The sequence below is a fragment of the Paenibacillus eucommiae genome (assembly GCF_017874215.1).
In the GTDB taxonomy this organism is placed as follows: domain Bacteria; phylum Bacillota; class Bacilli; order Paenibacillales; family NBRC-103111; genus Paenibacillus_AI; species Paenibacillus_AI eucommiae.
Map to the genome: position 1 here is coordinate 126,145 of NZ_JAGGLB010000017.1, position 26,815 is coordinate 152,959.

Sequence of the window (26,815 nt, forward strand, 5' to 3'; positions counted from 1 at the left end):
ATGGTTGAAGATACATCCTTATTGCGAAAACTGTTTATGGGGTTCAATTACACCTGGTTGTGCATCATGGCCTTTCTCTGTCTGTTCCCTATTATTCATGTGCTTGCCCTTTCACTGAGCTCGGCAACAGCCGTTTCTTCGGGAGCAGTTACATTCTGGCCCGTAGATTTCAATACAAGCGCTTATGAATATGTGACACGCAACAATGCATTCATAGCGTCATTCACGGTTTCGGTCAAAAGAGTTGTGCTGGGCAGCGGGATCCAAATGGTATTGATTGTGTTATTGGCTTATCCGCTGTCCAAGGAAACCAAAGCGTTCCGTTTTCGCACCGCATACGTCTGGTACTTTTTTATTACGATCATCTTTGGCGGGGGGCTTATTCCAGCTTATATGACTGTGCAGAAAACAGGTCTGATCGATTCGATCGGAGCCCTTGTTATTCCGACTGCGGTTCCAGTGTTCAGTGTCGTGCTTTTGCTGAATTTCTTTCGCGGGTTGCCTAAGGAATTGGAGGAGGCGGCCTTTATGGATGGAGCAGGCTATTTGACAACATTGCTGAAACTCTACATTCCTTTGTCCAAGCCTGCGCTGGCCACGCTGCTGCTCTTCTCCATTGTAGGTCATTGGAATTCCTGGTTTGACGGAATCATCTATATGAATCATACGGAGAATTACCCTTTGCAGAGCTATCTGCAGTCGATCGTCATTGCGGGCCGGGATGTTGCCTTGTCATCGATGGAAAGCAAAATTTACCTCCAGCTGACGAACCGTTCGCTGAATGCCGCACAAATATTTTTGGGAGCTTTGCCGATTTTGATCGTTTATCCTTTTCTACAGAAGTACTTTATGAAGGGGATCGTGCTGGGGAGCATCAAAGAATAGATCCTATAGGATCGTATAGGAACCGTTAATTAATGGGTATTGTTTGGGGATTGTTGGCCTAGCCATTATTGATGGCTGTGCGTAACGATCCCTTATGTGTTTAGCGGCGTAATCGCCGACTATACACTCAAAGCTCTTGACTTAGGCTCCAGTGAGATGATAAATTCATGAAAATAACCTTGAGCAGGAGAAGAATGATCATGATCAAGCAAGCGCTAAGAGTCGCTGTTCTGCATCCGGATAAAATTGAGGAATATGAGAGGCTTCATAACGAGATTCCTGAGCAAATTGAAAGGCATATGAAGGAAGCCGGATGTAAAAAGCTGCACATATTTCGTCAGGGCACGCATCTTTGGATGTATGTGGAGCTGGACGAATCAGAGGCAGTGGCCGGGAGAATCGTAGATGAAGAGATGGAACGGGAGTGGCATGCCCTGACCGGAGATTGTTTTGTGAATATGTGGCAGGAGGTGCCGATGGTTTACAGCTTTATTTCGGAACAACAAAGTGGCCATACCGATTAAGGGGGAAGCGCAATTGAATGAGAACCAAATGAATGAAAACCGAATGAATGAAAAACAAGAGATACAAGCTTTGAAAGAACGGATTTTTGCACTGGAAACAAAAGTGGATAGATTAAGTGAGAGCTCCAAAGAACGGCCGTTTTTGATCAATGTACTCGTTGGCTTTGTCGTGGTATTAGTTTTGATTCTAGTCGTCATTGGTGTATGGGAGATGTTCCCTTTTTAAAATCGCCTATATTCCAATTAAGAATTATAGTACGTCGTCGTTCCCAAGTATACCGGACGGTAATTACACCATCCGATTTACAGCTACGAATCCAAGTGGAAATCAGAAAATAAGGATGTGGTGATACGGGTAACAAATCTCTAAACTTTTCATAGGTACTTAATAATTCATCTCTTAAAACAGGCAAAACTCCATCATAATCAGCAGGATGTTCCAGATTTCCTTCTAAAAATAGCTGAGATTTAATGTTCATTTCCGTAAGAATTTCATGAACTAGACAATCGAAGCCAGTTCTATAACATAACTTATAACGTCTTCCTTCTTCGCACCATATTTAATCATACCCATGGTACCTCCATTCACTATTAGGAGGATAAGCAGGTAAGAATCAATAGAGCTGCTGTTTCCCACAAAATAAAAGTGGATCAAAAGTCATCCTTATGGGATTATTTACATACATATAAGCCAAAAAGCCACTCGTATTGATAGAGTGGTTTCTTTGGGTCTAAAAAAAATATATCATTAAATGATTAGGGTGGTAAAGTTTATTAATAGGCTCTATTAGATGGAGGGAAAATAATGGGTGAAAGCGAAAATATTAAAATTCTTCTATTAACAAATGCGATACTAAAAGATAATCAGCTTTCACTTAAAGCCAAGGGACTCTATTTCAATATGATTTTCTTAAACGAAGAACAGGATCTAACCATGGACATGATTAAGAAAATGAGTCAAATCGATAGTGATCGTTCTATTAAGATGGGCCTGACCGAGCTTGAAAAAGGTGGTTATATCATTCGAAAAACACTTCAAAATGGAGAAACTAGTTGGGATTTTAATAGTACAAGCAATATTATAAACAATTATGAAGCAACAGTGAAAACCGTAGAAGAAAAGAAAAAAAATCAAACGAATATGCCAATAAGAAAAAAGGTGCAACCAAAGAAGAAAACAAAAACAATGAAAAAAACAAAACAAACCGGCTTGAATCGTGCTTTGAGCAATTTCTTTAAAGAATTCTTTTGATACACAAAGGAGTGCATGCATCATGACGAATGTCTACCTCAACATGTATATCAAGTAAAGCTGGAAGGCAGTTGCTCCTTGTTTTCATTAAGCTAACGGGTAGTTTAACGCAAAACAAGAGGTTATCGTAACTTAGCAGCCGTTTTGTAAGGATAATTGAAACGGAGGTCAGACAGACGTGATAATAATAGAAAAGAGAGAAACAAAGTTACCCAAAACAAAGGGAGGCAGGAGAACGTGTCGAACACGGACAAGGAGAAACAGGCTCTAGAGAAAGCGGAAACGGTCTATGAAACAGGAGAGATTGTAACGACGAAAGTGTACAAGGTCAGTCCGGAGCAGAAAGAGGAACTCGATCGTCTATCAGCTGAGAGGCTCGAAAAGTTACGCGAGGAAGCAATACCGAAGATCCGCGAGCGGTACGAGCAGTTGGTCAAGCTTCGGCAGCAACAGCCGAAGGCCGACGATAATGGCAAGCCTCCAAGGGGATTCCGCTAACGTCTAACGATAGTTGAGGAGCTTGCATTGCCGCAGCTCCTTTTTCATTTATTAAGCTAACGGGCAGAATAGTTCCATACGAGGCTGCCGCAGGAAAGATCGGCAGCCCGCTAAGCTATTCGACAAGTTAAGCTAATCTAACGAAACGTTTGGAGATCTTCAGAAAACATAAAATGAACGAATTGACGCAGGTCGGATATGGCGTCCGATGACCGACCAATGAATTTAGTTAGATGCTGTTGAAGCCGTCGCGGCATTTTCAGACTTTCTGCGTGTTGCCGTTCACAAAAGCGATATCCGCAAGGATGCTGTTCAGACAAGTGTTTATGCGCCCCAACCGCTCCCGGTCGCCGATCCGGGCTTCGATTCCAAGGAGACGAGTTTGAATATTTATTATTTCTCTCCGATAGATTTCTCGGCCTGGGGCGTCCATAAAGGTCCACTGCAGCTCAGGTGAGTGCGCCAGATAGGTGGGTGCCCCCGGTTCGGTCCCGAAGAGTGATGTTATATGGAGCTGTCTTATTTCCCTCTTGGGCATCTCGGGCGTATCGTACCAGTTATCAAAATAGGCGGTTTCGGCTTGCTTGAAAAGAGCGGCCAGTTCATCCCGGGCATCCCGATCATCCGGCTGATACAATTCCGTGACGATCTCATTCAGAATGTCGTCAGGATCCCGGTCGACATCGGCCAGCAGCTTGCCGCCGAAGGCGATATTGACCTCGACCCCCGGGTTGAGGTCAGGTCCCATATAGTATTCAATGGCACGTCCCCCGTCTTCATATAACTCCTTTATATGGGCGGCTGTTCTTTGGGTATAGGGAAGAAACCAGCGCAGCCGGTCCCATCTTTGGGGAGGATAAATCCATATGCCGCCTGATGTTCCGTAATCGCAATGGAGTTCGGCCACAACGCGGCTCCTGGTCGATTCCTCGAAGAAATGGCCATAATGACCGCCATCGATCAAATAATCGATATGTTTGCTGAGTTCGATGAAATGCTTGATCTCATCGGACGCGATTTTTTGGTCGTAAGGCATGTATCCGCACAAGCTGACCATAACCAGATTGTTATTGTTTTTGCTGCGTAAATATTGAGCGGCCCGGGCATTGATGATGCAATGATACTCAATGTCGCCCAGAACGTCACAGGAGGGACAGTTGCAGCGTCCCTGATCCGCAGACTCCAAATGCAGACCGTCGAAGTTAAATCTTGTGAGCACAAAATCCATGATCTTCTTCACCCACTCCCAAGACTCATCGCTGGAAGCGCACATGGCATGGGGATTTGTTCCACGGACTCCGGGACAATGTTCAATGATGCTGTCGAACCCCCAGCTGTATATTCCGATGCCGGTAAGGATCCGGACCCCGCTATCCTTCGCTGCCTGTATGATCCGTTCGATCCGTTTCGCCCGCTCCTCATCCACAGAACTGACAAGGTCCAGCGACCAGGAGTAGGTGGCGAACAACCCCCACAGCACGAATTCGTTATACCCCGATTGGCTCATGAGCTGGATGCAGGCAATAATATCCTTCTCAGTTATTTCGTCAAGTCGGACGCTTGGCCATTCTTCGTAGGGAAGAGGGCTGTTTCTCATGTCATTAATCCATACGCCGTAGGCGGCGCGGTGCGTAAATTGACGGACCATTGCGGCATTCCTCCCTATTTGATTCAACTATAATGCATAATACATTATGTATAATATTAAATCATTGGTGGCGTGTCAACCCTTGCGCTGCAGGATCCGTTATCGAAGGTATATGAGGTCACTTTTCAGGTAAGCTATCAGAAATATGCACATTTCTCGCGGATTTTTCGTAAATATACCGGATATTCGCCAACGGAATACCGCAAGATTACAGGCAATAACTAATAAAGATGAGTCAAGATAAATCATCACTTTATAAAAAATATCATATCACCATTTGTATTCGCACCCCATAATAAAGTCAGGACATCCCGTTGGAGCAAGGAGCATTCATTGCTCATATGGCCCCCGCTTATTTCAGTCATATGTTCAAGAAAGAGGCTGGCTAAATATTCATCGACTTCGTCAATGAAGTAAGAATTGAAAGGGCCTTGGAGCTGATTCGACGCAATGCTCATACAATTACACAAATCGCTTTTCAGGTCGGATTCCATCATTTAAGCCACTTTATCTGTACATTCAAGAAGCGGACGGGCATTACACCCTCAGAATATAAGAAGACATTCAGTGATAACCAAGGGTAAACAGCTAGACTTTCGAAAATAAAATTGCATCCATTAATATCAGGAAGAGGTTGGAAATCGAATGAGCGCAAAAGTATTAAGAGTAGGGATTATCGGGCAAGGGCGCAGTGGACGCGATATCCATGGCAAGGAGCTAGCCAAAATGTCGGAGCAGTATATGATCCGAGCAATAGCGGATTCGATTGTTGATCGGCAAGAACTGGCCAAGAGGGAATATGGCTGCAATGCTTATGGCACCTGGCAAGAGATGGTGGAAAATGAAGAGCTTGATCTCGTTGTGAATGCTTCTCCGAGTCATCTTCATTATCAAATTACGCAGGAGCTGTTGGAAAGAGGGCTTAATGTGCTTTGTGAGAAGCCGCTTGCTAAATCGCCTGAAGAGGTTGACCGTCTAATAGAGCAGAGTAAGCTTTCAGGTAAGACGTTAGCTGTGTTTCAGAATTCGCGTTACCAGCCTGCATTTATCCAAATTCGCAAAATTATCGAATCCGGTATTCTTGGACGCATTGTCCAAATAGATTTCGATTACAATGGATTCGCTCGCAGATGGGATTGGCAAACGCTTCAAAGCAACAATGGAGGTAATCTAATGAATACGGGACCGCATCCAGTCGATCAAGCACTCCAGCTTTTTGGCACGGATATTATGCCTCAAATTACTTGCATTATGGATCGTGCGAATACGTTTGGAGATGCGGAAGATTACGTGAAGTTAATTTTGAGAGCACAAGGGCGGCCGACGATTGACTTGGAAATTTCATCCTGCAGCGTATTTTCACATGAAATATTTAACATTCAAGGAACACTTGGCGGTCTTCACGGCAGTACGGAAAAACTGGAATGGAAATATTATATCCCTGAAGAAGCACCAAAGCAGCAGCTTATCCAAGAGCCATTATTCAAACAGGATGGAACGCCGGCTTATTGCAGTGAGAAATTGAATTGGCATACAGATCAGTGGGAATTATCACTACCGCCAGATATTGAGGCATTTGATTATATGACGGGCAAGCTCTACAGCATGCTTTATCGGACATTGGTAAATGGGGTTCCGCTCGAAATTACAGCGCAGCAGGTACGGCAGCAAATGGCGGTAATGGAAGAGTGTCGTCGCCAAAATCCACATATATATACAGTTTAAATGAGATGATGGAGGCATATTTGACAACCAAAAGGATAAACATCGGAATGATTGACTAGACACATCACATGCTGTAGCTTTCACTAAGATTCTTAATGATGAAAAAACCCTTTATTATACTAAAGTTGGAACCATAATAATCCTCTTCTGTAGGAGATACAATATAAATTGTACTTACAACACGAAGGAAGGTTATTATGGTTTTAAACTTAGTTTATCTCGTTTACAGGTTTCCGCATGATAACCCCTCTTTTTTGGTTGATTTGGTTGGTACCTTAATTACACCAAAAACCGAGGTTTCATGCGGGAATTTCTATATTTTAGAGACTATTTCGGACCCTAAAAATGGCGGTTTTATTGGGTGCGAAACTTTAGCGGGATAAAGCCCCCACTTTGAAACAAAGTGAGGACTTGAATATGCTTACTACCTGCAGGATGGTGCGGCTGTGAGCTGATGATAGCTGAGAGCAGATGGAATTACACTAGATAGTTTAAATATTTATAGTAGGGGCGGCGGATTTCTGTGCCAACTGTTCCGATTTGGAAAGATTGATGTCGGCAATGGCGATCGCATTGAATCCCGCCCTCTTGGATAGTGCTGTAAATGATAATCTCCGATTGCACCTGCGCCAATTAATGCTATACTCAATTCCATATCTAGTTGTTCCTGCCCCCATAATTTTTATTAACAAAAAAATAACAAACTCCCTTGAATAAAGATAGATCTATAAAGTGTCTAAATATCAGTTACAGTGAATTCTGTTTGCGGGGGGGACGATTATGAAACGTGGGTTTCAATGGCAATTCTCGATTAAATCCAGGCTAGCTTGGTCAATTATTCTGTTCCTGTGTTTACCTTTTTTTGTGTTGGGAGTGATCTGGTACACTATCTCCAGCAACTCGATTACCAACAATGCGAAAGATTATAATACATTGCTTCTTCAACAAACGTTTAGCTATCTGGATTCCTATTTTTTTGATTTGGAACGCACTACGATTCCTCTGGTGATGAATTCTCCGGTCAGCAATCAGATTGTGAATGAGTTCATGAATATGGATCCCGAAAACTATTATGACAATTTTACAATCAAGACGAAGCTCCGCAGGGATTTTCTTGACAATATCATTTTTGGCAGAATGGATATTGAGAATATTACCTTGATTTCGAGTAAAGGCAATGTTCTGAGCTCGAGTAAAGGCAATGTCCTGAACTCGATAAAAGGCAATGTCACGAGCGGTGCAGTTACCCGGGAGTCGGAATTACAGCGTTATGAACACTATTATTCTAAAATCACCAAAGGAGGAAATGAGGAGCTTTATCAGATTATGGGCATCTCCATCATCCGGCAAAGTCCGCTGCTCTCGATCTATCGGTGTTATTGCACAAATACGGCTCAGAGCTCTAAAGGCGCGATTATCATTGATTTAAACCTGAGCTCCATCGCCAAAATTATGGAGAATATGCAGTTCGGCAAGGCAGGTTTGTCGTGGCTAGTGGATGATGAAGGCACATTTATTTATCATTCAGATCGAACTAAAATCGGAAAAAAAGCGGATGCTGCTTATCTTGAAAAAATCAACAGAGCGAAGGATGCGTATTTTATCGATCATACTGCGGCGGACCCAAGCTTGGTTGTTTTTCAAAAATCGGCAATAAACGGTTGGCTAATGGCATCTGATGTTCCCTTGCATGAATTGACGGCAAACTTAAACAGAGTAAAGAATTTGACCATTCTGATTATGGGTGTCATTGTGATCTTAAGCTTCCTGATTCTCGGCGGCTTTACCTATTATTTAACGAATTCTTTGTTGCTGTTGCAAAGACTGATGAAGCGCGCGGAGAATGGCGATCTGATTGTGCGTGCGCCAGAGCACAGGAAAGATGAAATTGGCAATCTGAACCGCAGCTTTAACAGCATGGTCAAGGAAATACACAGGCTCATTGAAGTAGAGCATCGGGCTCAGATCAGGGAAAAGGAAGTGAAGATCAAGCAGAAGGAATCGATGCTATTTACGCTGCAATCCCAGATTAATCCGCATTTTTTGTATAATTCACTGGAAGTGATTAATTCTTATGCCATTGTTGAGGGTGTGATGCCGATCAGCAACATGGCTGCCGCAATCGCAGACATCTTCCGCTACAGCATAAGCTCGCATAATATGGCTTCCCTGAAGGAAGAAATCCAATATATCCGAACTTATTTTGATATTCAGAAGGAGCGGTATGATTCCATTTGCATTGAGTTTACGTTTGATCTCCTTATTGATTTGGAGAAGATTAGTTGTCCCCGCTTAACCATTCAACCGATTATCGAGAACGCTTTTATTCATGGCTATGAGAAGAATCAACTGCAGCCTGAGTATTTTGCCTTGGTTGGAGAAGCGATGCTGGATTATTACGCCCTGCGTGTGATCGACAAGGGGAAAGGCATGCCTGCAGAATTAATCGAGAGCTACAATCTGGCCTTTACCCGGGATTATTCCGAGGAAAGGTTTGAGGATGAATGGAGCTCTCCTTTTCAGAGAATTGGCCTGTGGAATGTCCATAAGCGAATCCGTGTTACTTTGGGTGAGCCTTACGGACTGTATATTCTCAAATCGGACGAAAGCGGCACAGTTATGGAAATCAGATTGCCTTATGATCAATCGGAATTATTAATCTTGGAGGGATAACGATGTATCCTGTTTTATTAGTGGATGATGAAATTATGATCAAGAAAAGCATCCGTAAAATGATTGAATCCGGGCATGGCCCTTTCGTGGTCGCGGGCGAGGCGAAGAATGGTCAAGAGGCACTGGAGCTGGCAGAGCGCGTTTCACCCCGATTGATCATTACGGATATCCGCATGCCGGTGATGGACGGGCTGCAGTTAATCGAGGAAGCGCTGAAACGGTGGCCGCACATCGAATTTATTATTGTGTCCGGCTATAATGATTTTGCCTACGCTCAGAGAGCTTTGCAATTAGGTGCATTCGATTTTCTGCTTAAGCCCATTCGACCGCAAGAATTTATGGAAACCCTAGGCCGCATTCAAAGCCGCTTAGTACAGGAGCATAAAGAAATGGAGGAAAGGATTCTTTGGCTGAAGCGCTGCAAAAGTCATTGCCCTCAATTGGTAGAGGCCGTCTGGCTGTTGGATGAAGTTAACGCGCTCAGCAATTGGAAGCGAATCTTTAACGAATTCACTGCGGTGCAGATAAAATACTTGGCGGTCGAAGAAATTTTCATGCATCTGCAATCCTTTCTCGAGGAGGAACTAGCGTTAAAGAATGCTGAAGTATGGAGCCTGCCGACGGAAGGCGTATGGAATTGGTCGGGAGAATGGCAGAATAATGACTCCCTGATGGAAACCTTTTTATTGGAATTGATCAGCGGTCTGCGTAAAACAAGAAATTTCGGGACCAATCATTTTGTACGCAAGGCTCTAGAATATACGGCTGAGCATTACAACAAGCACTACCTGACCCTGCAAAGCGCAGCTGTGTTTATCGGGATTACCGCTCCCTACTTAAGCCGCTGTTTCCGCGAGGAAACAGGACAAACCTTTATCCAGTACCTCACGAATATTAGAATGGAGAAAGCAAAGCGGGCGCTGCAGGATCCGTTATCGAAGGTATATGAGGTCGCTTTTCAGGTGGGCTATCAGGAATATGCGCATTTCTCGCGGGTTTTTCGTAAATATACCGGATATTCGCCAACGGAATACCGCAAGATTACAGGCAATAACTAATAAAGATGAGTCAAGATAAATCATCACTTTACAAGAAATATCATATCACCATCTGTATTCGCACCCTATAATAAAACTTGTAAGCGCTGTTAATTAATATTGAGGGGGAAGAAAAATGCAACAACGAAAATGGTTTGTTCATGTATTAGTCCTGGTATTAGGTTTGTCCACTCTTCTTGCAGCTTGTTCAAGCAAGGAGAAAACACCTGCCGAGACCACAGCTGCGCCAAGCACATCCGTGGCTACCGAAGCTACGGAAGCACCTACACCGAAAGAGCCGGTTAAACTCAGCATTCTCACCACAAATGCCAACGCACCTTATGCGGCAACAGTAACGAATTGGGCAGAAGATCCCTATGTGAAGGAATTAAGTAAAATTTCCGGTTATGATCTAAGCTTTGATTTCTTGAGCTGGGACAACTTGGCTACCGATACTACGGCCCGATTTGCTTCAGGCGACCTGCCGGATATTGTCCGTACGGAGGGTATTGAATCCGCTAATCATCAAGGCGCCGTGGAAAATGGAGTATTCACGGATTTGACGGAATTAATTGATCAGTATGGTCCGAATTTAAAGAAAATGATTCCGGAATATGCCTGGAGATCACCAGATGTAAACAAAAATGGAAAAATATATGCAATACCGGGACTTGTACCAAATGCCAACACAAGAGCGTTATTTATTCGACAGGATTGGTTGGATAAATTAGGGCTTCCGATGCCCAAGACACTCGACGATTGGTTAGCTTACTTTGAAGGCGTCAAGAATACGGATATGAACGGCAACGGCAAGAAGGATGAATACGGCTTCCTTGTAAGACAGGAGCTGGCAAACAGTGAAGAGTTCATGTATGAATTCGGCGTATTCCCATATTGGTGGAAGATGGTAGACGGCAAATTCACACCGACGGTGATCATGCCGGAAATGAAAGAGGCAATTAAATTCTGGAAGAACCTGTATGACAAGGGTTATATTAATCCGGATGCCTTTACTACGGCTTCTGCGGATTGGGGTGCCAGCATTCAAAATGGGAAAGCCGGAAGCTGGGGCCATTATGTGGATAACTATGCTACCCACTGGAATGCCAGCTTTATGGTTAATCAGCCGGACGCTAAGGTCGCCTTCGCAGAGCCACCTGTAGCTAAAGACGGAACCCAAGCCTTTGGAAGCCAGGGCGCTGGGACATACTACGTCTGGGTCATTCCAACCAAATCGAAAAATGCGGTAGAGGCGATTAAATTCTTCGACTGGGCCTGGTCCAATCCGGATGCGCAAAACTTCTTTAAATTCGGAATTAAGGACAAAAACTTTACGATGGATGGCGATAAAGTCGTCTATAACCCGGATGATGCAATTAATAAGGAGAATTCGGCCTCTCAAGTCTATCAGCTTATCTTGAACATGACCGGACACGCCTTGAATTCTGTGGAAACTCTTCCAAAAACGCCAATTGGCGAGGAAATGAAGAAAGGCTTTGAAATTTCCAAGAAGGCGGTCTTTACCAATGATGTGATGTATATGCCACCGCTTCCGGCGATTACAGAGCATCCGGAGCTGCAAGTAGGCTTTACTTCGGGCTCCCTATTGCTGGATATGTTCGCTAAAGCGGTTACGGGAAGGGAAGATGTGGATAAAGCATTCGACAACTTCGTAGCGGAGTGGAAAAAACGCGGCGGAGACGAATGGATCGCACAAGCAACTGAATGGCACAACCAGAACTTTAAATAATCTGTAAAGAATGCAAGGTCAGCTTGTCTACTTCGGTTGGCCTTTTCTTACAAGTAAGGAGCTAAGATAATGAAAAAAAGCTGGAATCTGAGTAATGATGCTTGGATATTATGGCTGATGGCACTTCCTGGAGTCGCCTATTTTATCATTTTCAAGTATACGCCGATGCTGGGCAATGTAATCGCCTTTCAAGAGTATAATATTTTTCAGGGTATCTTCAATTCACCCTGGGTAGGATTCAAGCAATTCATCAAAATGTTTGAATATCCTGAGTTTATGCAAATTTTTAGAAATACGCTGATTCTCAGCTTTTATACGATCGTGTTTGGCTTTCCCGCCCCTTTGCTGTTTGCGCTTCTATTAAACGAAGTACGTTGGATGTTTTTCAAGCGGGTTACGCAAACGCTGGTTTATCTCCCGCATTTTTTATCATGGGTCATTGTCGGCGGGATTTTCATTAATTTATTGTCTTATGACGGAATAATCAATACAGTTCTTGCCGGTTTTGGCCTGGAGAAACCGATTGATTTTATTACACAGTCCCATTATTTCCGCGGAATTCTTGTTATAACGGATACTTGGAAGGAAGTAGGCTGGGGCACCATTATTTATTTGGCGGCGATCACAGCTGTCAATCCTAATTTATATGAAGCAGCTATGGTGGATGGAGCAGGCAGATGGAAGCAGATCTGGCATATTACGCTACCATCGATCATGAGCACCATTATCGTTTTATTCCTGCTCAAAATCGGGACGTTTATGGAGAGCAATTTCGAGCAAATTTATATTTTTCTCAATCCGCTGGTTCGGGATGTCGGAGAGGTGATCGATACGTATGTGTTCCGTGTAGGTTTTCAGGGCAGCAAGTTCAGCTATACCACAGCTATCGGCATATTTAAGTCCATCATTGGGCTCGTTCTGATTGTCAGTCTTAACAATATCAGTAAAAAAACAACCGGCGAAAGCCTGTATTAAAGGGAGTGCGGCATGCCTAACTATAACAAAGACTGGATATTTCAGCTTATTAACAACTCGCTGATCTTGATCCTTAGTGTTACTATGCTGGCCCCATTAATCCATTTGCTGGCGGTTTCCTTGAGCAATCCGCTTTATGCAAGCGCCAAATTAGTCTATTTCTGGCCCAAGGGGTTCCAAACCGATGTATATGAAACAATATTGGGCATGAAGCTGCTGTGGAGATCAATGGGCAATACGATCTACATTACCGTGGTAGGGACAGCCTTAACCCTGTTCATCGGAACCATGCTTTCCTTTGCTTTATCCCGGCCGGCTATGAAAGGAAGAAAGCTCATACTCAAGGCGATTGTGCTTACCTTTATTTTTTCGGCGCCGTTAATTCCTTCCTATCTGACCGTCCGTGAGCTGGGATTAATGAATACCCTTTGGGCTTTAATTATTCCCGGAGCACTCAGCGCATTCTATATCATTATCTTTAAGACCTTCTTTCAGGGAATATCCAGTGAGCTGTTCGATGCCTGCAAAATGGATGGCTGCTCCGAGTGGCGCATTTATTACCGCATCATCCTGCCCTTGTCCAAGCCGGTATTGGCGACCATTGGCATGTTCCATGCGGTAGGCCAATGGAATTCTTATTTCGGTGCGATGCTGTATATCAGGGATCTGGGGAAACAACCGCTTATGCTCGTGCTGCGCAGCCTGGTCGTGGAGGATGATATGAACAAGCTGGTCAATATCTCCAAAGCCGTGCAAATGGCTACGACGCCGACGCAATTAAAAGCGGGCATTATCCTATTCTCGATCCTGCCGATTCTATGTGTTTATCCCTTTCTGCAGAAGCATTTTGTGAAAGGCGCACAGTTGGGTTCATTAAAAGAGTAATGATACAGGGGTAACCACTATTTGCAAACAGATTTAACGGCACTTGGAAATTGGCTGCATTCCTGGGTTCAACCCAGCGGAGCACTATAAGGCTTTAACAACCATACGGTTTGGGTGAGCAATCCTTACCTCAATAGCAAAGCAAGAAAAGGGGAGTTCAAAGGCCCAGTGCCGCCATATGGCAAGGTGAAAGCAACAACAAGCAAAGCCTAAAGCAAAAAAAAACCTGTTTACCAGCTACTTACATTGTGCCTATCTAGGTACAGCAAGGAACTCGTGCGCGAAATGGTGTTCTACGACAAGCAAGATCCCGGATTCCAGCGACGGATCGGACAAATTTTGTGAGAGGCAAGGTAAAGCAATGAAACGAAAAAAACGAGTAGCGGTCATCATCACGGAGTACTGGGAAGATTCGCATGCCGATGTGTTTATTACCAAAATGATTAAAGGTTTCTCGGTTAATGGGGTGAAATATGAATCGACACTTGAAATTGCCGCCATGTATGTGGATCTGTTTCAGGAAACGGACTTGAGCCGCGATTTGGCCGTCCAGTACGGCATACCTATGTTTTCGACTGTGGAACAGGCATTAAAATGCGGCGGCGACACCTTTAACTTGGACGGCATTGTCATCATCGGCGAGCATGGAGAATACCCAACCAATGAATTCGGGCAAATGATGTATCCCAGACGGGAGTTTTTTGAAATTTGCTTAAACGTCATGCTGAAGGCAGACCGTATCGTCCCGGTTTTTACCGACAAAGGATTTGCAATTGTACGAGAGGACATCGAATGGATGTATGAGCAAGTCAATAAGCATGAAATCCCATTTATGTCCAGCTCATCCATTCCGTTCTGTTTCCAATATCCGACCCAGTTACCCATCCCGTCCGGGGCACCATTGCAAAGGATGTTCGGCTTTATTCTTACCGATGTGGAAAAGTACGGCTACCATACGCTGGAAATGCTGCAATCGATTGCGGAGCGGCGAGCCTATGGAGAAAGCGGCATAAAGTCCATTGTCGCCTATGAAGGGGAGAAAGCCATTGAACATTTATTGAACGAGGAATGGCTTGCCATTTACCGCGCTTTAGGCGGATTCATTAATTTGAACGATGTGGATGCATTCCCGCACTCGCTCGATCGCCCCGTATTCATCGTGGTCAACTATGCCGATGGATTGCAGGCCGGCATGCTCTATGCAAACGAGGAAATAAACAAATTTGCGGCCGCCTTTCAAATTTACGAAACCGAACAGCCGTTATGTACAGAATTTTACTGCCAGTGGCAAAAGCCATTTGTCCATAGCGCGATCTTTGTGTTGGAGCTGGAAAGGTTTATACACACGGGCCGCACCTTATATCCACTTGAGCGATCTTTGTTAACCACAGGTGCCAATGACGCGATTATGAAATCTTTATACTATAAGAAAGAAATCGAAACGCCGTATTTGCTGGTTAACTATTAAAGTGAAAGGAGGTATCAGCTAGCAAAAATAGATCTGCATTGCTACCGTATGAAGAACGGAAACTTAATAAATTAGGGATGGAAAGGATGAACAACAGATGCGGAAGAAACTCATCTTACTTATGATGATTTTGGTTCTCCTGGTTCATGGATTTTATTTTCCTTCGCCAACGGTCGAGGCAACTGGTGGTGGACAACCTGGGGGGGAACTGACTTTCGAGAGCAGTACGGTTGCGCCCTCCAACAGCTATACCTTGTCCTTGCCGGCGAAGCCTGACGGGGCCGATCAGCCGATCTCTCTCGGCCTGGACATGTTCCATGAACGTCCCAGTTATGCCGGGGCGAATTACAATGTGACTATCAAGGTCAATGGAACGGTAGTCAATGCTGTATATGGCCTCGATGTGCCGAGGCTGATGAACCGGGACCCGCAGTTTGAGCTGTTGAACAATCCCGGTCTTGTTCTGGATGTACATCGCACTGGAAAATGGCTAACGATCTTCGCCCCAGATGTGCCGACAGCGAACAGCGGCAGTCCGGATCACGATGCAGCCGAGTTTTTATTGTACATCTCCGATTTGCTGGATGCGGAAAATCCAAATGAAATTGAAATTATCAATGAGCATCCAAGCTTCGAAATGAAGATAAGCAATGTCAAGGTGACCGGTTATCCTACAAATCCCGAGGAACCGATTGACTATTATGATTTTGATGATCAAAACGTTTCCTTTTCTGATTCCTACATCATTTCCTTGCCCGCCATGCCTCCAAGGGGAGAGCAGCCGATCGTGCTCGCTTTGCGCATGTTTCATGAGGCTGTCATGTATAGCGGGGCTCAGTACAATGTGACGATCAAGGTCAATGGAACGGTAGTTAATGCTGTAAATGGCGTCGATGCGCCGCGCCTGATGAATCGGTATCCGCAGTTTGAGTTGTTGAACTATCCCGGGCTTATACTGGATGTACATCGCGCTGGAAAATGGCTAACGATCTTCGCCCCGGATGTGCCGACAGCGAACAGCGGCAGTCCGGATGGCGATGCAGCCGAGTTTGTGTTGAACCTTTCGGATTTGTTGGATGCGAACAATCCGAACGAAATTGAGATCATCAACGATAGTCCTGGCCAATTCGAGATGAAGTTAAGGGATATTCGCGTCAGTTGGTATGATCCGGATCAATCGCCTTTCAACAATTCGGATGGTTCCGGGGGGCCTGGAGACTATCCCGAACAGGGAGAAGGACCGGGAATTGTGTTGGAAGACGAGAGCACGCTTGCCGATCAAATTTTGAAGGGAGGGGAGACCAAAACCATCCTGTTTCCGGTGATGCCTGCCAAGACTGACAAGATCGCGGTGATGTCGTTTAATATGTATTCCAGATTTGAGGTTCAGGACGGAGCGAACTGGAATGCGAAACTGATGCTGAATCAGAACCCGATCAGACAGACGACTGCTTTTGGCGATGAGCGGTTAGTTGATCGAGACTCTTCTTTAGAATTGACGAATTATAATTTGACATTCAATATTTTCAACAACGATGCGATCATGACGGTGTTTGCCCCGAACATTGAACTTGCTAACGCCCATACCTACGACGGCAAGGGCTCTGAATTTGTCCTGAATGTTTCGGATTTGGTTCGCGGGGTCGATGGCAATGAGCTGACGATTCAAAATCTGATCGGCTCGGAGTTGATTATTCGAAACCTGTGCTTCGGCTGGCTTGACGTATCCAACCTGCCGCTACCGCTTAATGAAGTGCCCGAGCGCGGATCGATCGCCGACTCCGTAACGGTAGGAGAATTGACTCTGCTGCAAGGAACAGCCGGAGGCTTTGCCGTACAGCTTGGCAATGGCGAGATGGTACGGGTGGAGAGTGCCATCGGGATGCGGCTGCGGCCAGAGGCACAATCGATGATTCGGGCGGAGGATGGCGAGCCCGGCCCGGATATTTCCGACTTGACCGTGCAGAAGCTCACGGATCAGACTGGCTTCAGCCTGCAGGCGAGCTGGAATTCGTTTGAGCTGGAGCGAACGATACGGATTGAGCAGGGGCGAGTCGTGTGGCGGGAGACGTGGACGAACCACGGCGAGGAGAACGCAGGCTTGCCCTTCCGCCATCGGCTGTTTATGGAGGAGCCGGCAAGCTTTGTGCTCGGCGGAGATTTCAATGCTTCCGGTAAAGAGTCAATGTCGGCAAATCCAACCGTATTCATCGGCGAACAGCAGGATGGTTTCGGTTATGGATTTGTCGCCGAGAGCGATTGGCTGCGTCTGCTGCTGGAGTCGCGTACAAAGGGAGGCGTCGGAGAGCTGTATACCCGGACGCTAGCCTTGGCGCCGGACGATTCGATCGAGTTCGAGCTCTCTATTGTTCCGGTTCAAGAGGGGGGCTATTGGTCCATGGTCCAAGAGGTGCGTGAGCGCTGGGGGGTGAATGGCCTGGCGCTCGATGCCCCGACGATTTGGTATTATCAGGAGGCTGACGGAGCGACGCCGGAGGAACGTCTGGTCAATTCGCTGGGGAATTTGGGGCCGATCAACCTGGCTGTCTATCCGTGGCAAAGGCTGGAGTTTGACGGCGATACGATCCATGCCCAGGCCTACCCGAAGCTGCCTGAAGGCGCGCCGCCAACCGTCGGAGGAACGCCTGATCTCGATATCGATCAGTTTTTAACCTTCGAGCATCGGGAACCGATTTGGGACGATCTGAAAACCCGGGTCGATCGCATTCATAATACGCTTCCCGGTGTCAAGGTGATTCAGACCACGCACCCGGCGATGGAAATGATCTATAAGCCGCTGCAGCATATGTGGCCCTACGATCAGGAGAAGGTGCTGCTGCCCGACGGCTCGCCCTTCGAGTCGGCCGTCTACTCCAGCTCCTGGGCCGGAGGGATGGTAAACAAGGGCTGGGGTGTTTTGTACTACGTCCCCAGGGAAAACTCGCCTTACTTGGCAGATCGCTTGGATGACCTAACCTATTTCATGGACGAAATAGGGGGCGACGGGATTTATATGGATGAGTTTTCATGGGCGTTTACCCGAAGCGGATATAGTCGCTACGACTATCGAGGATGGGATGGCCGCTCGGCGGATCTCGACGAAAACGGGGCAATTATACGGCTGAAGACGGATAACGCTTATGTGACGGAGACCGCTCAACTGGAATTTGCGGAAACGGCAATTTCCCGGGGCAAGTTTTTTCTCCATAATTCATCGCCGGCGTTGAAAAGCGTCAATCAGCTGCCGACGGTCAATTTTGTTGAAGCAGGCAACGGAATCGGCCCGATGGGCGACACTCATTTGACCCGTGTACCGCTCGTGCTCGGCAATTTTGGAGATCGTTCCTCGACGAAGGGAGTGTTCGAAGCGACGCGTGTTGTCTTATCGCGAGGCGCGATGTATTCGCCGTATGATGTCAATCTGCATTTGAACTGGGAGGATAACTTCATCAGCCGGATGTATCCGATGACGGTGAAGCGGATCGGCGAAGGTTTTATCGTCGGGGAGGAGCGCGTCGTCACGATGAATTCCGGAACCTTCGATTTGCCGGCGGAGGACGGCAAGTCGAACATCCGTCTGTATCGTTATAACGAAAACGGCGCTTTGTTGGATAAAGAGGTGTATTCTCATCTGTCAGCCGAGGTGGCGATTGAGGTTCCGGCCGGCGGCCTCGTCATCGCGGAGCGAACCGAGGCGGAGCCGACGATCGGGGTCACCGGCATCCGGCTTGACGGAGGGATCTCGCCGGCCATGGCGGGTACTGCGGGGCAGTTGGCCGTCAGCGTGGTCGCGGCCGGGAGCGGACACACTGGCAACGGCTCGCAGGGCGCGGCTAGCGAGACCGACGTCACCGCCTGGGCGTCGTTTACGAGCTCAGACAGCTCGGTGGCGGAAGTGCTGTCCGGTGGCGTGATCGTGTACAAGGCGGCGGGCACGACGATCATCGGCGCGATATACGGCGAGCTGACGTCGGAGCCGATCACGGTCGAGGTGGTCGGGACGGCGGCGAGTTCGGCAGCGCCGGGCAAGCCGGTGCTGTCCGACGACAACGGCCATAATACCGGCTTGTTGGACGGCGATTACAACTTGACGATGAACCTGTGGTGGGGGAGCAACGGTACGGTGTATCGGCTGTACGAAAACGAAGTGCTCATCGAAACGAAGCTGCTGAACGATCAGTCGCCGGAGGCGCAAACGGTCTCGACGGCGATTAGCGGCCGGGCGAACGGCGTCTACACGTATCGCGCCGAGCTGATCAACAGTCACGGCATAACGACGAGCGATCCGCACGTTGTGACGGTGACCGACGCAGCGCCGGGGATTCCAGTGCTGTCGCACGACAACTGGGACGGCGGCGGCACGTACACCGTGACGATGAACCTGTGGTGGGGGACGAACGGAACGGCGTACCGGCTGTACGAGAACGGCACGCTGGTCGATACACAGCCTCTCGCCGCGGCAACACCCGGGGCGCAGACGGCTTCAACGGCGATTAGCGGCCGGGCTCCCGGCACCTACGAGTATCGCGTCGAGTTGGTGAACGGTGCGGGCGAGACGTCAAGCACGGTCATGGCGGTGAAGGTCACCGGGACATAAGGCGGCCGAAGTGGATCGACGGTATAGAGGGGCCAACGCCAAGCTTAGGGACGCGATTGCCAAAGAAGGACAATAAAATAAGATGAAGGTTTCGCTGGTAGAGGGCCCAGCCCTCTACCAGTGAACTTATAGACCGGAATGAATTCAGAAGTGGGCACTTACTTACCTGGAGATCAAACATCTTGTATAAGGACTTGAAGGAGAGAAGAGTGCAATGAGCCATACATTATTCAATAAGGTAATCCTTATTACCGGCGCCAGTGGTCAATTGGGATGTGCGGCAGCAAAGCTGTTTTTGGAAAAAGGTGCGATCTTGGTGGCCAATGACATAATCGATTTTTCCCAATCTGGAGAGATGCAGGAGTTAGCGAAGGAGTATGGAGCGGAGCGATTTGAATTTATCCAATCCGATGTGAGCTCCGAAGCGGATGTGGTGTTTCTGGCGGAGGAAATTCATCAAAAGTTTGGCAGACTGGACGGCTATTTTCATAATGCGTATACGGCAATCCACAAGTCGGTTTTGGAACAAACTTTGGCTGAGTGGGAGTCAGTTATTTTAGGTACATTAACAAGCACTTTCCTGGTTTGCAAATACATGCTCCCGTTGCTGATCAACTCGGGCGGTGGTTCGATCGTCAACACTTCTTCTATCATGAGTCAAGTTCCTGCGGCATCGAATGCTTCTTATGGAGCGGCAAAATCCGGTGTCAATCAATTTACCAGGGTCGTGGCACATGATTACGCACCCTTAAATATACGGGCGAATGCTATACTGCCTGGTTATTTTTTCTCACATAAGCAAGCAGCTGATTTATCAGATGAGACACGCAAGCTTGTCCGTGAAAATTGCTTGCTTGAGAGAAGCGGGACACCAGATGAAATAGCCGAGTTGGCAGCGTTCCTCTTATCGGATGCAGCATCTTACATTACAGGTGCGCTAATGCCGGTTGATGGTGGCTATCATATGAGAAATTAAGCGGATTGATGCGACTGAGCTGTAAAATGGCAGTAACCTTTGCTTACGCAAACGTATGCACGACGGCGAGAGGACATACTCAGATTGCAAGCTTTAAAATGTATGCATGGGAATGCTAAATTAATTTTTATCAGAATGAAATTATCGGAAGGGGTTTATGTTGAATGAATATTTTGGCAATCGTAGCGCATCCGGATGATGTGGAAATAAATTGTTTTGGTACTCTCCTGAAGTACTTCAAGCAAGGTCACAAAATTTTTATTGCGCTAACTACCAGTGGAAACCAAGGTTCCAATTTATATAATAGAGAAGAGATCGGCGCAATCAGGGAACAGGAGCAGATTGATGCGGCTAAATTCCTTGATGCGGAAATCAGATTTTTGCGGTTTGATGACCAGAGATTGATCGATTCGCTTGAACTCCGAAGAGACGTTATTAATGCAATAAGATGGGCAAATCCTGATGTTATTTTTACTCATTACATCAATGACGTCAGTCTGGACCACGCAGTTACGGGAAAGGTAGTGACCGAGGTCATGTTATCCTTGCCGGGCAAGAATATTATGGCCGATGAACCACCGATCAGCAAAGCACCGTCTTTATTTTTCTTTGATACGGATGTGGGTCTTAATTTTCAACCTGAAATATATGTAGATATTTCAAATGAGATGGAATCGAAGCGAGAGGCGTTTTCCAAACATAAGAGTCAGAATGAATGGATGGAAAACTTTATGAAAGATACAAGGTTTGACGCATTCATGGAACAACTTTCGGCATTTAGAGGACTCCAAGCCGGCTTCCCATATGCCGAAGGCTTCATCGGGCACAGGATACATGGATATTTGCCTAACTATAGGCTGCTTCCCTAGTTGATCAGCTTTTTTTCGTTCATATTTCGAACTTATAGGGGCTTTATGCTGCAGAGAGAGGAGTAGTGCGAATATGACAATAAGTCGAGCGGAAATAGATGATTTGCAACACAAGCGGAAATCGAAGGAAATCCGATGAAACGTTTGGGTATACCACAACAGATAGGGGATGCCGTTGCTTTTCTCGCCTCTGAAGGCGCGATGCAGATCAATGGTCATCTATTGATGGTGGACGGCGGCTTAAGCGTCAAAGCGGCTGAACCGGCAGATCATATGGCAAGAAGCTATTCCTAGACGAGTCCGAGAAGGGACTTCCGCCGATCGCGTCGCGAAGCTGCCGGACAACCTGGAGTTCCCGCAGCGCCATCTGCAAGCCAAAGCCGGTATCGGCATCGTTAGCGCGGCCTGTCGGGCAAAACCTTGGGCGTTCCTGTATACCGGCTGATCGGCGGCCAATACCATGCGGATCGCGCGCAAAGCGTGCGTCTAGAGAGCGGAGGAGAGCGATGGGAAAACAGGCTGTTCATTCCGGGCGGGTTCCGACCGCCTTCGGCAACTATTCAACGGCAATTCGGCATGGCAATATGCTGTTCCTTGCGGGTCAAGGGCCGTTCGATCTCGAGCGGCGGCTCGTCGGGGAGGGCGATCTCGCGGTGCAAATCCACCGGACGATGTATAATATTCGCTGTCTACTGGAAGACAACGGCTTCGGACTGGACGATATCGTGCGCTCGACGGTGTACCTGAGCGATATCGCCGATTGGAGCGCGTTTAACGAGATTTACGGTACGTATTTTACGCCGCCCTACCCGGCCCGCACCGTCGTTGCCTGTCAATTGAACGGTTTTCTGGTCGAAATCGAGTGCACGGCCATCAGAGATTGAGATGGTTTGCGTCTCACGAAAGAAATTGAATCGGCGATCCGGCGCAACGGCAGCCGGATCCAAGGAGGGAGACAACATTGATGTTCGACTGCCATACCCATCTGTTCGGTCCCGGCCAGGTCGACGGTCCGTTTATGGCCGCGGCGAGAAGCGCCTGGGGCGACCAATTCGAGTTGGTTGCGGAGCCTGCGGACAACCTGGAAAACGCGAAAAATGCCGCGGGAGCCATCGTGCTCGCTTTCGATGCGCCCGCCACCGGCGTGCAGGTGCCGAACGAATACGTCGCGGAGTACGTGTCGAGGCATCCGACGCGCCTCTTCGGCTTCGCCAGCGTCGATCCGAACCGGCCCGGTGCCGCCGGCTTGCTGGAACGGGCGATCCGGGAATTGAAGCTGTCGGGCCTGAAGCTCGGACCGATCTATCAGAATTTTTATCCGGACCGGCAGGAGCACTGGGAGCTGTACGCCCGCGCCAATGCGCTCAAAATTCCCATTCTGTGGCATCAGGGGACCTCGTTTATCCCGGAAGGCTTCCTGGACGCCTCCCGGCCGGCGGCACTGGATCCGATCGCGCGCGCTTTTCCCGAGCTGAAGATGATCATTGCCCATATGGGCCATCCGTGGGTCGAGGAGTGCATCGCGGTCGTCCGCAAAAACAAAAACATGTACATGGACATCTCGGCGCTCGGCGCGCGTCCGTGGCAATTTTACAACGCGATGGTGCTGGCCCACGAGTACAAGGTGACGCACAAAATTTTGTTCGGCTCCGACTTCCCGTTCTTCACGGCCGAACAGACCGCCGAACACCTCATGGGCATTAATCGGTTGACGGAAGGCACGGCGCTTCCCCGCGTTCCGGAGGACGTGGTGGAAGGGATCATTCATCGCAATACCCCGGAGCTGCTGGGTTTGCGGTAACTGGGGGCCCATTCCCCATCGTTCAGGAAGGAGAACGCCCATGCGATATATGGAATTGACCTGGGAGCAAATTGAATCGCTGGACAAAAGGGACAAACGGGTCGTGCTCCCGCTCGGCGCAGTTGAACAGCACGGCCTTCATCTGCCGCTTGGCGTCGATTATTTTCTGATTCATGCTCTGGCCGCGGAGGTCGAACGCCGTCTGCCGGATCGGCTGCTGCTGCTGCCGCCCGTATGGCTGGGCCATTCGCCGCATCATCTTTCCTTTGCCGGTTCCCTCTCCGTCGATCACGCTGCCTATGCGGAGATGCTGGTCGGCATCGTCCGTTCCGCCATCGGCGCCGGCTTCGTCAACTTCGTTTTGCTGAACGGGCACGGCGGCAACCAACTGCCGATGCAGATGGCGCTGCAGGAGTTGAAAAATCTGTATCCTTCCCGGGACGATTTGTCGATTTGCGGCTTCAGCTACTGGAACGTGGCGCGGGAAGAAATTGGCGCCATCCGCGAATCTTCCTTCGGCGGCATGGGGCATGCCTGCGAGCTGGAGACCTCGCTGATGCTGTACCTTCATGCCGCGCTCGTGCAGTCCGACCGGATTCGCCGGGACGGGCTTCAGCCCGCAATGCCGTCCCTACGCCTGGATATGTTCGGCGGTTCGCCAGTATCGACGGTCCATAACTTTCGGGAAATATCGGAGACCGGCACCTTCGGCGATCCGACCACGGCTTCCGCAGCCAAAGGGGAGCAATTTTTTGAAGCCATTGTCGCGGCGGTCACAAGCTTCCTCGAAGAGTGGCCGGTCCGAAATATTCGGCAGCGAATTTTACAGGATTGAAAACGTCATTCTGGAAAGGGGATTTTGTATGGAGTGGCAGCAACAACAACACGAACGAATGATTTGCCCATATGTGAACTTCGATCCGTTGGTTAGGGTTCGCCTGTCTTACGCTGAATTGGTCGACGTCGACACCGGTGGGCCGGTGAAGGAACCGACTCGTGTAAGAACATGCTGGGATGACCAAGCGATTTATTTCCGCTTCGAGTATCGGGATGATTATGCGGTATCACCGTACGTCAACCACGACGATCCATTGTACGAGCATGATGTCGTGGAATTTTTTATCGACAAGGCCGGGGAAGTCCCAGCGATTCCGTATGCCTGGAGTCCTTCGTCACGTATACCGGCAAAAGCTCGATGGAAGTATTCGTGAAGGTGATCGCCGAGGATTTAATGAGCGGAGAGCGGATGATTGCGGCTACCGCATTTCTGACTTTTGTGGCCAAGGATCGGCACAAGCATCCGATTGAAGTGCCGGATGTGATTCCGGAATCTGAGGAAGAGCGCAATCTGCACGAATCGGGACCACAGAGGGCGTTAATGCGCAAGACGCGCAGAGCGGAAAGCAAGAAGCTGGCCGCCTTCCTGACCACAAATGCTCCTTGGGAGCCGCGCTCGTATTGACACAGACGGCAGAAAAAAAGGCCGCTAAGCCGCTGCCAACCCACTACTTCAGGATCGGCCAGACGCGAAACCCAAAAGGAACGTCAGGGGCTCAAATCCTGATGCTTAACTCACAGATAAGGAAGTCGCGGCTAGTACAGTAAACCGTAACACCTTTACAGTAACAAGTGCAGACGTGCCGGTGTCTATCTCAAGTCAACGCGGAAAGTTCATGCGCAGTCGCCGACATAGGCAAGGTGCCTGTTTGATGCAGCAAGGAAACGGGAAGACGTTACTTGCACGGCCCATCGGCTGAATGCTGACGAACCCTCAATCCGCCTTTAAAGAGCGATAAGTTGTCTTTAAATCGGAAGGAAGTGACAGTATTCGGCTTCATGCGTTAAAGTGAAAGCATTGCAATGCCGCTATTCCAACTTATAACCCCCAGGAGGACATTGAAATGAGCCAAATAACGGTCAAAGAACTGAACATAGGTATGATTGGACTCGACACTTCCCATTGCGGAGCGTTTACGCGATTTTTCAACGACGCCAACTACGAGCACCCTATTTCGGGAGGCAAAGTTACAGTGGCTTACCCGGGCGGATCGGCCGACATGCCGAGCAGTATCTCCCGGGTGAACGATTATACGGAGGAGATGCGCGTGAAATACGGTGTGCGTATTGTTTCCGCCATCGAAGCCGTCGCCGAACAAGCAGATGCGATTATGCTGACCTCGCTGGATGGCCGAGTCCATCCCGAACAGTTCCTGCGGATTGCCCAATACGGCAAGCCGGCCTATATCAACAAACCGTTTGCGCTAAGCGTCAGGGATGCGGAGACGATATTCGAATTGGCCGACAAACATAAAATAGCTTTGCTAGGGTGTTCCTCGCTGCGGTATGCCGATCCGCTGACGCAGGCGCTGTTGCCGGACGAACGGGGTCAGGTGATCGGGGCGGATGCCTATTCGCCGATGCCGCTTGAACCGAATAACCCGGGTTGGTTCTATTACGGCGTCCACGCGGTGGAGATGCTTTATACGGCGATGTCCAAGGGTTGTCGCAAGGTGCAGGCGTTCACGGACGGCAGAAGCGAGCTGGTAGTCGGAACCTGGGAGGACGGTCGAATCGGAACGGCGAGGGGAAACCGTGAGAACAATCATGAATACGGGATAACGATCAGCCGGCAGAACGGCTCGACCTTCGTCAATCCGTTGGCGGGCAATCGACCGTTCTACATGCCGTTGATGGAAGAGCTGGTTGCGATGTTCCGCACGGGCGTCACTCCCCTGGATCCCGCGGAGACGCTGGAAATCATCCGTTTCATGGAAGCGGCGAACGAAAGCCGGGCAAGCGGCGCGGCGATTGTCTTATAGAGAAATTAAATATCGTCATGAGTAAATGACAAGGGAATTGGTTCAGATGCGAGCGATGCGTGGCTCCATGCTGTTGCCAGTTCTTTTTTTGTTTCCGAACTCAATGTGATCGTCGCGCACCAAGCGCAGGCAAACGATGCTTATTGGCCGTCATATACACCATGGCAATCAAATTATCGACGTTGCGGTAACCCCGCGCTCTGCGCTTGGCTGCCTGAACGAGGCCGTTGATGCCCTCCAAGAGACCGTTGGTCATTTTGCTGTGGAACCAGCGCAAGATGCCTTCCTCGTGCCGCTTCGGACAAAGCGACGATTATAAACGCCCAACTCGCCGATCATTCCCAAATGGACGTGCTGATTGACGAGAAGGATGCCACCTGCCTTATGGACCGCGGCAATCTGGACTACGGCAAGTACGACGACTTCTGTGTAC

At 48.2% G+C, this 26,815-nt stretch carries 24 protein-coding genes and 3 pseudogenes; 24 read left to right on the forward strand and 3 right to left on the reverse strand.

All coding sequences use genetic code 11. The annotated features are described in order from the left end of the window. From J2Z66_RS23120 to J2Z66_RS23140, 5 genes are all read left to right on the forward strand, one after another. On the forward strand, positions 1-885 hold the full coding sequence (locus tag J2Z66_RS23120) for a carbohydrate ABC transporter permease (RefSeq protein WP_209974810.1): 885 nt from the start codon (positions 1-3) through the stop codon (positions 883-885). A 200-nt stretch (positions 886-1,085) separates the two neighbouring features. Beyond that, complete coding sequence (locus J2Z66_RS23125) at positions 1,086-1,409, forward strand: L-rhamnose mutarotase (RefSeq protein ID WP_209974812.1); 324 nt, start codon at positions 1,086-1,088, stop codon at positions 1,407-1,409. A 13-nt stretch (positions 1,410-1,422) separates the two neighbouring features. After that, complete coding sequence (locus tag J2Z66_RS23130; RefSeq protein ID WP_209974814.1) at positions 1,423-1,635, forward strand: hypothetical protein; 213 nt, start codon at positions 1,423-1,425, stop codon at positions 1,633-1,635. 579 nt (positions 1,636-2,214) lie between these two features. Then, positions 2,215-2,661, forward strand: a complete 447-nt coding sequence (locus tag J2Z66_RS23135; protein WP_209974816.1) for a hypothetical protein — start codon at positions 2,215-2,217, stop codon at positions 2,659-2,661. A gap of 237 nt (positions 2,662-2,898) precedes the next feature. Next, positions 2,899-3,159: a hypothetical protein gene (locus J2Z66_RS23140; RefSeq protein WP_209974818.1), complete on the forward strand. Its 261-nt coding sequence runs from the start codon at positions 2,899-2,901 to the stop codon at positions 3,157-3,159. Positions 3,160-3,418: 259 nt separating this feature from the next. Here J2Z66_RS23140 and J2Z66_RS23145 read toward each other — a convergent pair whose 3' ends face one another. Further along, positions 3,419-4,807 carry a hypothetical protein gene (locus tag J2Z66_RS23145; protein ID WP_209974820.1) on the reverse strand — a complete coding sequence of 463 codons (1,389 nt, stop codon included), beginning with the start codon at positions 4,805-4,807 and terminating at the stop codon, positions 3,419-3,421. Between the two features lie 72 nt (positions 4,808-4,879). Here J2Z66_RS23145 and J2Z66_RS23150 point away from each other — a divergent pair, with 72 nt between their 5' ends. The 3 genes from J2Z66_RS23150 to J2Z66_RS23160 all read left to right on the forward strand — a co-directional run bounded on the left by J2Z66_RS23150 (position 4,880) and on the right by J2Z66_RS23160 (position 6,532). Further along, the gene (locus J2Z66_RS23150; protein WP_209974822.1) at positions 4,880-5,032 is read left to right on the forward strand and encodes a helix-turn-helix domain-containing protein; all 153 of its coding nucleotides are present in this window, start codon (positions 4,880-4,882) and stop codon (positions 5,030-5,032) included. A 170-nt stretch (positions 5,033-5,202) separates the two neighbouring features. Next, on the forward strand, positions 5,203-5,391 hold the full coding sequence (locus tag J2Z66_RS44135) for a helix-turn-helix transcriptional regulator (protein ID WP_376774462.1): 189 nt from the start codon (positions 5,203-5,205) through the stop codon (positions 5,389-5,391). A gap of 61 nt (positions 5,392-5,452) precedes the next feature. After that, positions 5,453-6,532, forward strand: a complete 1,080-nt coding sequence (locus tag J2Z66_RS23160) for a Gfo/Idh/MocA family protein (protein ID WP_209974826.1) — start codon at positions 5,453-5,455, stop codon at positions 6,530-6,532. A 491-nt stretch (positions 6,533-7,023) separates the two neighbouring features. Here J2Z66_RS23160 and J2Z66_RS23165 read toward each other — a convergent pair whose 3' ends face one another. Beyond that, complete coding sequence (locus J2Z66_RS23165) at positions 7,024-7,224, reverse strand: hypothetical protein (protein ID WP_209974828.1); 201 nt, start codon at positions 7,222-7,224, stop codon at positions 7,024-7,026. Between the two features lie 88 nt (positions 7,225-7,312). Here J2Z66_RS23165 and J2Z66_RS23170 point away from each other — a divergent pair, with 88 nt between their 5' ends. The 16 genes and pseudogenes from J2Z66_RS23170 to J2Z66_RS23245 all read left to right on the forward strand — a co-directional run bounded on the left by J2Z66_RS23170 (position 7,313) and on the right by J2Z66_RS23245 (position 26,382). After that, positions 7,313-9,205 carry a sensor histidine kinase gene (locus J2Z66_RS23170; protein ID WP_209974830.1) on the forward strand — a complete coding sequence of 631 codons (1,893 nt, stop codon included), beginning with the start codon at positions 7,313-7,315 and terminating at the stop codon, positions 9,203-9,205. A 2-nt stretch (positions 9,206-9,207) separates the two neighbouring features. Continuing rightward, entirely contained in the window at positions 9,208-10,263 is a 1,056-nt protein-coding gene (locus J2Z66_RS23175; RefSeq protein WP_209974832.1) for a response regulator transcription factor, read from the forward strand. A gap of 115 nt (positions 10,264-10,378) precedes the next feature. Then, entirely contained in the window at positions 10,379-11,992 is a 1,614-nt protein-coding gene (locus tag J2Z66_RS23180) for an extracellular solute-binding protein (RefSeq protein WP_209974836.1), read from the forward strand. 69 nt (positions 11,993-12,061) lie between these two features. Further along, positions 12,062-12,967, forward strand: a complete 906-nt coding sequence (locus tag J2Z66_RS23185; protein ID WP_245375766.1) for an ABC transporter permease — start codon at positions 12,062-12,064, stop codon at positions 12,965-12,967. A 12-nt stretch (positions 12,968-12,979) separates the two neighbouring features. After that, positions 12,980-13,852, forward strand: a complete 873-nt coding sequence (locus J2Z66_RS23190) for a carbohydrate ABC transporter permease (protein WP_209974838.1) — start codon at positions 12,980-12,982, stop codon at positions 13,850-13,852. Positions 13,853-14,213: 361 nt separating this feature from the next. Further along, positions 14,214-15,320, forward strand: a complete 1,107-nt coding sequence (locus J2Z66_RS23195; protein ID WP_209974840.1) for a hypothetical protein — start codon at positions 14,214-14,216, stop codon at positions 15,318-15,320. A gap of 97 nt (positions 15,321-15,417) precedes the next feature. Next, a complete protein-coding gene (locus tag J2Z66_RS44140) occupies positions 15,418-19,917 on the forward strand; it encodes an early set domain-containing protein (protein ID WP_376774460.1) in 4,500 nt (1,499 codons plus the stop codon). 214 nt (positions 19,918-20,131) lie between these two features. Beyond that, positions 20,132-20,893, forward strand: a complete 762-nt coding sequence (locus J2Z66_RS23205) for an SDR family NAD(P)-dependent oxidoreductase (RefSeq protein WP_209974842.1) — start codon at positions 20,132-20,134, stop codon at positions 20,891-20,893. A gap of 164 nt (positions 20,894-21,057) precedes the next feature. Then, positions 21,058-21,762 (forward strand): PIG-L deacetylase family protein, encoded by a 705-nt coding sequence (locus tag J2Z66_RS23210; RefSeq protein ID WP_209974845.1) that lies wholly within the window; start codon positions 21,058-21,060, stop codon positions 21,760-21,762. 117 nt (positions 21,763-21,879) lie between these two features. Further along, a pseudogene (locus J2Z66_RS23215) lies at positions 21,880-22,056 on the forward strand (SDR family oxidoreductase); the annotation flags it as partial. A 212-nt stretch (positions 22,057-22,268) separates the two neighbouring features. Next, positions 22,269-22,646 (forward strand): RidA family protein, encoded by a 378-nt coding sequence (locus J2Z66_RS23220; protein ID WP_209974846.1) that lies wholly within the window; start codon positions 22,269-22,271, stop codon positions 22,644-22,646. A gap of 80 nt (positions 22,647-22,726) precedes the next feature. After that, positions 22,727-23,563: an amidohydrolase family protein gene (locus tag J2Z66_RS23225; protein WP_245375781.1), complete on the forward strand. Its 837-nt coding sequence runs from the start codon at positions 22,727-22,729 to the stop codon at positions 23,561-23,563. A 40-nt stretch (positions 23,564-23,603) separates the two neighbouring features. Next, the gene (locus tag J2Z66_RS23230) at positions 23,604-24,398 is read left to right on the forward strand and encodes a creatininase family protein (protein ID WP_209974850.1); all 795 of its coding nucleotides are present in this window, start codon (positions 23,604-23,606) and stop codon (positions 24,396-24,398) included. 58 nt (positions 24,399-24,456) lie between these two features. Then, entirely contained in the window at positions 24,457-24,774 is a 318-nt protein-coding gene (locus J2Z66_RS23235; protein ID WP_245375782.1) for a sugar-binding protein, read from the forward strand. Further along, positions 24,705-25,025: pseudogene (locus tag J2Z66_RS23240) on the forward strand (acyl-CoA thioesterase); the annotation flags it as partial. The gene J2Z66_RS23235 and the pseudogene J2Z66_RS23240, both read left to right, overlap by 70 nt. 439 nt (positions 25,026-25,464) lie before the next feature. Next, positions 25,465-26,382 (forward strand): Gfo/Idh/MocA family protein, encoded by a 918-nt coding sequence (locus J2Z66_RS23245; RefSeq protein WP_209974856.1) that lies wholly within the window; start codon positions 25,465-25,467, stop codon positions 26,380-26,382. A gap of 100 nt (positions 26,383-26,482) precedes the next feature. On the opposite strand, the pseudogene J2Z66_RS23250 reads toward J2Z66_RS23245, so the two are convergent. Continuing rightward, positions 26,483-26,680 (reverse strand): annotated as a pseudogene (locus tag J2Z66_RS23250) (transposase); the annotation flags it as partial. Positions 26,681-26,815 lie beyond the last annotated feature (135 nt).

Coding starts and splice junctions, on each gene's coding strand:
- J2Z66_RS23220 (WP_209974846.1), top strand. CDS start 22,269: ATGGGAAAACAGGCTGTTCATTCCGGGCGGGTTCCGACCGCCTTCGGC.
- J2Z66_RS23125 (WP_209974812.1), top strand. CDS start 1,086: ATGATCAAGCAAGCGCTAAGAGTCGCTGTTCTGCATCCGGATAAAATT.
- J2Z66_RS44140 (WP_376774460.1), top strand. CDS start 15,418: ATGCGGAAGAAACTCATCTTACTTATGATGATTTTGGTTCTCCTGGTT.
- J2Z66_RS23195 (WP_209974840.1), top strand. CDS start 14,214: ATGAAACGAAAAAAACGAGTAGCGGTCATCATCACGGAGTACTGGGAA.
- J2Z66_RS23245 (WP_209974856.1), top strand. CDS start 25,465: ATGAGCCAAATAACGGTCAAAGAACTGAACATAGGTATGATTGGACTC.
- J2Z66_RS23230 (WP_209974850.1), top strand. CDS start 23,604: ATGCGATATATGGAATTGACCTGGGAGCAAATTGAATCGCTGGACAAA.
- J2Z66_RS23175 (WP_209974832.1), top strand. CDS start 9,208: ATGTATCCTGTTTTATTAGTGGATGATGAAATTATGATCAAGAAAAGC.
- J2Z66_RS23135 (WP_209974816.1), top strand. CDS start 2,215: ATGGGTGAAAGCGAAAATATTAAAATTCTTCTATTAACAAATGCGATA.
- J2Z66_RS23205 (WP_209974842.1), top strand. CDS start 20,132: ATGAGCCATACATTATTCAATAAGGTAATCCTTATTACCGGCGCCAGT.
- J2Z66_RS23170 (WP_209974830.1), top strand. CDS start 7,313: ATGAAACGTGGGTTTCAATGGCAATTCTCGATTAAATCCAGGCTAGCT.
- J2Z66_RS23160 (WP_209974826.1), top strand. CDS start 5,453: ATGAGCGCAAAAGTATTAAGAGTAGGGATTATCGGGCAAGGGCGCAGT.
- J2Z66_RS23210 (WP_209974845.1), top strand. CDS start 21,058: ATGAATATTTTGGCAATCGTAGCGCATCCGGATGATGTGGAAATAAAT.
- J2Z66_RS23145 (WP_209974820.1), bottom strand. CDS start 4,807: ATGGTCCGTCAATTTACGCACCGCGCCGCCTACGGCGTATGGATTAAT.
- J2Z66_RS23180 (WP_209974836.1), top strand. CDS start 10,379: ATGCAACAACGAAAATGGTTTGTTCATGTATTAGTCCTGGTATTAGGT.
- J2Z66_RS23225 (WP_245375781.1), top strand. CDS start 22,727: ATGTTCGACTGCCATACCCATCTGTTCGGTCCCGGCCAGGTCGACGGT.
- J2Z66_RS23120 (WP_209974810.1), top strand. CDS start 1: ATGGTTGAAGATACATCCTTATTGCGAAAACTGTTTATGGGGTTCAAT.
- J2Z66_RS23190 (WP_209974838.1), top strand. CDS start 12,980: ATGCCTAACTATAACAAAGACTGGATATTTCAGCTTATTAACAACTCG.
- J2Z66_RS23235 (WP_245375782.1), top strand. CDS start 24,457: ATGATTTGCCCATATGTGAACTTCGATCCGTTGGTTAGGGTTCGCCTG.
- J2Z66_RS23185 (WP_245375766.1), top strand. CDS start 12,062: ATGAAAAAAAGCTGGAATCTGAGTAATGATGCTTGGATATTATGGCTG.